Origin of the sequence: Ectothiorhodospira shaposhnikovii, assembly GCF_022227765.1 — a bacterium.
In the GTDB taxonomy this organism is placed as follows: domain Bacteria; phylum Pseudomonadota; class Gammaproteobacteria; order Ectothiorhodospirales; family Ectothiorhodospiraceae; genus Ectothiorhodospira.
This window is the reverse complement of the sequence record NZ_JAJMLZ010000040.1, coordinates 1-278: the sequence shown is the minus strand read 5'-3', so window position 1 is coordinate 278 and position 278 is coordinate 1. Positions and strand designations below refer to the sequence as shown.

Sequence of the window (278 nt, the reverse complement as noted above, 5' to 3'; positions counted from 1 at the left end):
AGTGGACTTGAGCTTGGGTCTGTAGCTCAGTTGGTTAGAGCGCACCCCTGATAAGGGTGAGGTCGGTGGTTCAAATCCACCCAGACCCACCATATTTGATTTGGGGGCCATAGCTCAGCTGGGAGAGCACCTGCTTTGCAAGCAGGGGGTCGTCGGTTCGATCCCGACTGGCTCCACCAAGTTCTAGGGCAGTCAAAAGAGAAGGGTTGTAAGGCGAAGGCCTGATGCCTTGCGACGTTTGTCTTTTGGCTGTCTTTTTTATTCATCGGCACTGTACT

General features: G+C 53.2%; 2 tRNA genes. Both read left to right on the top strand.

The features are described from left to right. The first annotated feature begins 15 nt into the window (after positions 1–15). Positions 16–92 (top strand) — tRNA-Ile (locus tag LQD11_RS15480). 11 nt (positions 93–103) lie between these two features. Continuing rightward, positions 104–179, top strand: a tRNA-Ala gene (locus LQD11_RS15475). Positions 180–278: the final 99 nt, after the last annotated feature.